This is a genomic window from Phaeobacter sp. 11ANDIMAR09, from assembly GCF_001294455.1.
In the GTDB taxonomy this organism is placed as follows: domain Bacteria; phylum Pseudomonadota; class Alphaproteobacteria; order Rhodobacterales; family Rhodobacteraceae; genus Pseudophaeobacter.
This window is the reverse complement of sequence record NZ_LIKT01000017.1, coordinates 95,451-101,858: the sequence shown is the minus strand read 5'-3', so window position 1 is coordinate 101,858 and position 6,408 is coordinate 95,451. Positions and strand designations below refer to the sequence as shown.

The window sequence follows — 6,408 nt, the reverse complement described above, 5'->3', positions numbered from 1 at the left end:
CCATGGCCCTGGCGTTGGTAACGATCCAAAGTGGCGCCATCAGCCTGACACAGCGCATTGTCATTGTGGCGGGGATGAATATAGGCACCACCTGCACGGCCCTGCTGGCCGCTTTGCGCCATCTCGAAAGGCTGGAGCATTACCGCGCGGCGACCAAGGCGGTTTTGCCAAGTGTCCCAAAGCTGCCCTGAGATCATCCCGCCAGTGTTGAGAGTAAAAAAGAGGGCACTGGGGCCCTCTTTCTTCATTCACAGCGTTGCTTTCACGGGGCGGCCCGGTGTGCGCCCCCCAGAGAAGCAGCGTTACAGGCTGGCCTGCAGGGCCGCGACAACGGCGTCGCCCATTTCGCTGGTAGAGATCGGGTCAACACCATCTTCCCCAAGCAGATCGGCAGTGCGTGCGCCGTCCGACAGGACCTTCTCGATCGCTTTTTCCAGACGATCTGCCTCAGTTCCCATGTCAAAGCTGTAGCGCAGGGCCATTGCAAAGCTGAGGATACAGGCGATGGGGTTTGCCTTGCCCTGGCCGGTGATGTCAGGGGCGGAACCGTGCACGGGTTCGTACATCGCTTTGGGGCGGCCATTTGCCATTGGCGCACCGAGGCTGGCCGAGGGCAGCATGCCCAATGATCCTGTCAGCATCGCAGCACAGTCAGACAGAATATCGCCAAACAGGTTGTCGGTCAGGATGACGTCAAACTGCTTGGGCGCGCGGACCAGCTGCATAGCGCCATTGTCGGCATACATATGGCTCAACTCCACCTCGGGGTAGTCCTTGGCCACACGGGTGGCAACTTCGCGCCACAGGATACCGCTCTCCATGACGTTGGCCTTCTCCATCGAGCAGACCTTTTTGTTGCGGCGCATCGCCAGTTCAAAAGCAGAGCGCGCGGCGCGTTCGATCTCGGACTCGGTGTAGCGCTGGGTGTTGATGCCAACGCGTTCGTTGCCTTCTTCAAAGATGCCGCGAGGCTCGCCAAAGTAGACGCCCGAGGTCAGCTCGCGCAGGATCATGATGTCGAGACCGGCAACGATGTCGCGTTTCAAAGAGGAGAAATCGGCCAGAGCGTCAAAGCACTGCGCCGGACGCAGATTGGCATAGAGATCCATTTCTTTGCGCAGACGCAGCAGGCCCCGCTCGGGTTTGACCGAGAAGTCCAGATCGTCATAGGCCGGGCCACCAACGGCCCCAAGCAGAACCGCATCGACCTCTTGCGCCTTGGCCATGGTCTCATCTGCGAGAGGCACACCGTGCTTGTCATAGGCGGCACCGCCGACCAGATCTTCGCTTACATCGAACTGAATGTCGCGGGCTTCACCAAACCAGTTGATGACTTTACGAACCTCAGTCATGACCTCTGGGCCGATACCGTCGCCGGGCAGAATCAGAATCGATGGATTGGACATATGTGCCTCCTAAAAACAGTTGGAAATGGCCTACCCCTATGGGGCCTCAGGGTCAACAACAGCACCTGATTCCCAAGGTGCAGGCGTCGATTTGCCCGCCGGTTTTAGAGCTTTTGCCAAGAGCGACCACACCCGTCGGATGCGAGGCGTTTCCCGCATGGCGCTATGGGTGGTCAGCCAAACCGGCAGCGGTGGGATTTTGATGCCCAGATCCAGCTCGGCGACGCTGGCATCTGCGCGGGCCACATCGCATTGGCAAAACCCGATGCCACATCCTGCCCGCACCAGTTGCCAGTAGGTGGCCTGGTTGTCACAGCGCATGGGAAAGGCAGTGCGATCGACCTGCCATCCCATGGAGCGCATGGTGTTCAGGATCAGATCATTGCTGTCGTAGCCCACCAAATCATGGCGCCATAGCTCCTCTGCTGTTTGCGGCGTGCCGCGTTGCTCCAGGTAGGATTTGGCGGCAAAGATCCCCAACGGCAGATCGGCGACATGCCGGGTGATCACATCCAGCTGGGTGGGGCGATACATGCGCAGTGCAATATCGGCGGCACGGTAAAGCAGGTTCTCGCTTTCATCCGTTGGCACCAGTTCCAGCTCGATTCCAGGTTCAACCCTGCGGATCTCGGCCAGAAGGGGCGGCAACAGATAATGCGAGGCAAACACACTGGCGGTGATACGCACGGTGCCGGCCAGTTCTTCGGACTGGCCCGCAGCCTGAAGTGATAAGCGATACATCTGCGTCTGCATTTCGCGGGCCATAGGCAGCAGCGCAGTGCCCGCCTGCGATAGCTGTAACCCGCGTGGGTGACGCTCGAACAGGTGTTGATTGAGATCTGCTTCCAGGCTTTGAATATGACGCCCGAGGGTGGGCTGGCTGCGGGACAGCCGCCGCGCCGCCGCCGAAAGCGAGCCGGTTTCGGCCACGGCCAGAAAGCTCTGAATCAGCGACCAGTCGGTGAGGGGTATTTTTTCCATTCAATACTGAATGGCAGATCTGAACATTTTGGCAATAGCCCGCAACTTTCGAATGGGTGAAACTGCAGGAAGGTTTCAGCACAGGAGGAATATTGATGGTACAAACGGTTCTCATTCTGGGGGCCTCCGGGCGCTTTGGTCGCGCCAGCGCTCTGGCTTTTGAGCGGGCCGGGTGGCAGGTGAAACGCTTTCAGCGGGGGCAGGATGATCTGGCGCGCGCCGCAGCCGGGGTGGATGTGATTGTGAATGGCTGGAACCCGGCCTACCCAGATTGGGCCAGTCAGGTGCCAGGTTTGCATCGTCAGGTGATCCAGGCTGCGGAAGTCAGTGGCGCGACGGTTATCCTCCCGGGCAATGTCTATGTCTTTGGTCCGCAGACGCCCTCTCCCTGGTCCGAGAACAGTCCCCATGCCGCCGAAAACCCTCTGGGGCGTATCCGAATCGAGATGGAGGCGGCCTATCGGGATTGCAAAGCACAGGTGATCCTGTTGCGGGCCGGAGACTTTCTGGACACCGAAGCCTCGGGGAACTGGTTTGATGCGATGATCACAGCCAAGTTGAGCAAAGGGCTATTTGTCTCTCCCGGGCGTGCGGATATCCCCCATTCCTGGGCCTATCTGCCGGATCTGGCGCAGGCTGCGGTTGGTCTGGCTGAAAGGCGTTCTGAGCTGCCGCCCTTCTTGGACCTGCCCTTTGCGGGGTTTACGCTTTCGGCACAGGAGATGCTTGCGATCCTGAATATGCATCTGCGCCGGCCTGCCAAGTTGAAACAGATGTCTTGGCTGCCCCTGCAGCTCGCCCGCCCTTTCTGGCCCATGGGGCGCTGCCTGCTGGAGATGCGTTATTTGTGGGATACGCCGCATCGTCTGAGCCACGACTTGTTGCAGCAGCTATTGCCAGGCTTTCAGGCGACGCCGCCAGAAAAGGCCCTGCTGCGATGCCTGCCTAAGGCCCTGCTGAAACAGCAGCCCGGCGAAAGGCGCGATCTGGTGGAAAACCCGGTCTAGCCCCGGGGGCTAGTCCAGCAGTAGATCCACCCAAACCAGCCGGTGGCGGCTTGCGGTCGCGGCGGGGGAGGTCGCCCTGTCGGGCCAGACCACGCCGGCCCCCGTCACCTGCCAGTCCTTTGAGGGCAGCAGGTAGTCCACCCGCATGCGGCGCATCTCTCCCCAGTCGACTGTTTCAGTGCCACCTTCAGGGGATTGCGGGCGCGGATCTTGAAGCCGTGGGTCCTGCAGCAGACTTGCAATACTCGCGCGTCGACCTTGGCCTTTCTCGGGGTCGAGATTACTGCCCCCGGCAATGATAAAACCTTTGATTGGCGGCGCAGCAGCGCCAGTTGCGAGCTGCCCATCCAGAAAGACCTGCCAGAGCCGGATCTCATCTGCATTGCGCAGACCGTTGCGGTCTTCTGCTCCGTCGAACAGGGGCGGGGTGGCCTGAAAACACAAAAGGGTCAGCCGTTGGTGTTCCCCCACGGCGACGGGCAGCACCCAATGCGCGGTGGAGGAAAGGCGCTGGATCGCCTGCGCCTGTTCTGAGGGGAAGGGGCTGCCATCGGGGTGCTGAGGCAGCGCGGCACCGGGAAGGTCGCGCCACAGCAGCGGGGTAAGGTCGGTGAGGTCCTCCGCAAGCAAGGGATAGCGCGACAGCACGGCCATACCGCCGCGGCCGGTATAGCCCCCATAGCCCTGAGAATCTCCGGGACCGCCCAGATGGCCATCGCCGTCCAGATCCAGATCGGTGGCAAGCCCCGCATTGGGCTGGCCTGAAAACAGATAGGGATAGGCGGCACCGACCTGTGCCAGCTGGTGTTCCAGCGCCCGAAGTGCAAGGTTCTGATGATCCCAGTCGATCCCCTGAAGCACCAGAATATCGGGTTGGGCCTCGGCAATCACGGTGATCACGGCCGTGATCTGCGGGTCTTCACCACGGGTGATATCGCGCAGCAGCAGACCTGGGCCCTTGCGGGAGAGTTCCGTATTAAAGGTGGCGATACGCAGGGTTTCTGGCTGTGCCCATAGCGGTGAGGCCAGCAGGGTCAGCAGCAAAGACAGAGTGGGCACAGTACAGAGATATCTCTGCAATGCCCCTGTCATTATACGACCTGCAGGGTTTCGGCATGGGCGTAGACGGCCCGTCTTTTTTGAGCAATCAAATCCGCGACCCGTAGCATCGCAAGTCCGCGCATGATCATCGAGGCCGGAACAAAAGCCCAGGCCGCGATCATCCAGATCAGCATCTGAGGAGAGGTCAGATGGCTGATGTCGATCAGACCAGACATCAGCTTGATCGTGGCGGGCATGCCAAAGGGCAGCAAGATACCAATGATGATGTTGATGCGACCGTCCCGCTGTAGCCGGGTAACAACATCACCGCCAGTTGTCGGATCAAACAGCGGCAGGTTTACCCAGACGTTAAAGGCACCATTGGCAATGGGCCAATTTCCAACCCGAATGGCGAGGACAAAGCCCAGGATTGCCAATGCCGAGACCACATAGGCGATGCCAGCTGCGTTGCGGGTGAGCTCGAGACTGTCGATGGGCGTGGCCTGCGGCAGCATCAAGACTGTCAGCTGCACCGGCGAGTAGGCGAAATCCAGTGCCTCGCCTAAACGGGTGCCGAGGGTTTGCACCAGGGCCGTCAACCCGGTTGGGTCCAGCGCGTCGCGGGTCAAGAGGCTGAGCAGGCTGATCATGGCAAAAGCCGCCACAAAGCGCATCCGGTTCAGCGGTGGGGCCTCGCGGAATTCAACAAAGCTGGGATAGTTGGAGAAATACTCGGCAAAGGTCAAAGCTCCGCCAAGTATCGCCATGAGGGCGATAATCTCTGGAGATTCTGTGGCAGAAACCGGCAGTACCATAGATGGCATTGCAATGAGCAATGCAACCAATAGACCACGAGTTGCCGCGCCTGTTATGCGAGCAAACACTGCTATTTTTCCCTTCAAACTGGACTGGACGGTACTTTGCCGTGCCCTTGTTCCAACTTGATGCATCCCAGACTGCCCGGAATGCGCGCCTCAATTTTGCCCCATTTGTGCATGGATTGCCCTTCGGGCTCAAGTTTCCAATTGCGGAATTTTGTCTTTCTTGCAGAAAACCGCACAGGCTGATGCTGGAATGCCGCAATTTTGGCTATGTCTATCAGCAGCTTGCCAGACCCCTACCAGATGTAGTGGTCGGCGATCTTGCAGCACCAATGCGCGGCGCAGCAGGGGTGGGAAGAGGACAGGGAAGGGGGAATGCGGCAAGTTTGTGGCGCATTTGTCTAAATTTACCCACAAATGCCGCCGCCTTGTGCCGACCCACCTAAAAACAAAGCCGCCCCCGGGGATGGGGCGGCTTTGTCTATTCATTCTGTGCCAGGACAGTATTGGGCGCCTGAACAGTCGGTTAGGGGATCAAACCCAGGGGCGTTCCTGCGCCATCTTACCTTCATAGGTCTGCACGGCTGCTTGCTTTTGCAACGTCTGACCAATGTCATCCAGGCCTTCCAGCAGGCATTGCTTTTTAAAGGCATCTACCTCGAATTTGACCACTTCACCGTCGGAGGTGGTGATTTCCTGTGCTTCCAGATCAACGGTCATACGAGCGTTCTCGCCCTTTTCCGCGTCTTTCATCAACAGGTCGACCTGTTCCTGTGGCAGCACGATCGGCAGGATGCCGTTCTTAAAGCAGTTGTTGAAGAAGATATCGGCAAAGGAGGTGGAGATCACACATTTGATGCCAAAATCGGCAATCGCCCAAGGCGCATGCTCGCGCGAGGAACCACAACCAAAGTTGTCGCCAGCCACCAGGATTTCGGAGTTGCGGTACTGCGGCTTGTTCAGCACAAAATCTTCGATTTCGGTGCCGTCGCGGTTGTAGCGCATCTCGTCAAACAGGTTCTTGCCAAAGCCCGTGCGAGCAATCGACTTCAGAAAGACCTTGGGGATGATCATGTCGGTGTCGATATTGACCAAAGGCATAGGTGCGGCGATGCCGGTGAGTTTTTCAAACTTTTCCATCTGTCTCGCTCC

Annotated in this window: 7 protein-coding genes; 2 read left to right on the top strand and 5 right to left on the bottom strand. The window is 58.9% G+C overall.

Annotation, left to right across the window (positions count from 1 at the left end; genetic code table 11):
- Nucleotides 1–191 (top strand): hypothetical protein (locus AN476_RS23405; RefSeq protein WP_054462346.1); only part of this gene is annotated, 191 nt, incomplete at its 5' end.
- A 111-nt stretch (nucleotides 192–302) separates the two neighbouring features.
- On the opposite strand, the gene leuB is transcribed toward AN476_RS23405, so the two are convergent.
- Complete coding sequence (gene leuB / locus AN476_RS14695; RefSeq protein WP_054462345.1) at nucleotides 303–1,406, bottom strand: 3-isopropylmalate dehydrogenase; 1,104 nt, start codon at nucleotides 1,404–1,406, stop codon at nucleotides 303–305.
- Between the two features lie 36 nt (nucleotides 1,407–1,442).
- Entirely contained in the window at nucleotides 1,443–2,387 is a 945-nt protein-coding gene (locus tag AN476_RS14690) for a LysR family transcriptional regulator (RefSeq protein ID WP_054462344.1), read from the bottom strand.
- Between the two features lie 95 nt (nucleotides 2,388–2,482).
- On the opposite strand from AN476_RS14690, the gene AN476_RS14685 reads away from it, so the two are divergent.
- Nucleotides 2,483–3,394, top strand: a complete 912-nt coding sequence (locus AN476_RS14685) for an epimerase (protein WP_054462343.1) — start codon at nucleotides 2,483–2,485, stop codon at nucleotides 3,392–3,394.
- Nucleotides 3,395–3,403: 9 nt separating this feature from the next.
- Here AN476_RS14685 and AN476_RS14680 read toward each other — a convergent pair whose 3' ends face one another.
- The 3 genes from AN476_RS14680 to leuD all read right to left on the bottom strand — a co-directional run bounded on the left by AN476_RS14680 (nucleotide 3,404) and on the right by leuD (nucleotide 6,396).
- Nucleotides 3,404–4,486 (bottom strand): endonuclease/exonuclease/phosphatase family protein, encoded by a 1,083-nt coding sequence (locus tag AN476_RS14680; protein WP_054462342.1) that lies wholly within the window; start codon nucleotides 4,484–4,486, stop codon nucleotides 3,404–3,406.
- Nucleotides 4,486–5,319, bottom strand: coding sequence for a hypothetical protein (locus AN476_RS14675; RefSeq protein ID WP_054462341.1), 834 nt, complete (start codon nucleotides 5,317–5,319; stop codon nucleotides 4,486–4,488). The genes AN476_RS14680 and AN476_RS14675 overlap by 1 nt, the downstream gene beginning before the upstream one ends.
- Nucleotides 5,320–5,790: 471 nt before the next feature.
- Nucleotides 5,791–6,396 carry a 3-isopropylmalate dehydratase small subunit gene (gene leuD / locus AN476_RS14670; protein WP_054462340.1) on the bottom strand — a complete coding sequence of 202 codons (606 nt, stop codon included), beginning with the start codon at nucleotides 6,394–6,396 and terminating at the stop codon, nucleotides 5,791–5,793.
- Nucleotides 6,397–6,408: the final 12 nt, after the last annotated feature.

Bases quoted from the DNA above. Each gene is read 5' to 3' on its own strand.
- leuB (WP_054462345.1), bottom strand. From the start codon at position 1,406: ATGTCCAATCCATCGATTCTGATTCTGCCCGGCGACGGTATCGGCCCA.
- AN476_RS14690 (WP_054462344.1), bottom strand. From the start codon at position 2,387: ATGGAAAAAATACCCCTCACCGACTGGTCGCTGATTCAGAGCTTTCTG.
- AN476_RS14685 (WP_054462343.1), top strand. From the start codon at position 2,483: ATGGTACAAACGGTTCTCATTCTGGGGGCCTCCGGGCGCTTTGGTCGC.
- AN476_RS14680 (WP_054462342.1), bottom strand. From the start codon at position 4,486: ATGACAGGGGCATTGCAGAGATATCTCTGTACTGTGCCCACTCTGTCT.
- leuD (WP_054462340.1), bottom strand. From the start codon at position 6,396: ATGGAAAAGTTTGAAAAACTCACCGGCATCGCCGCACCTATGCCTTTG.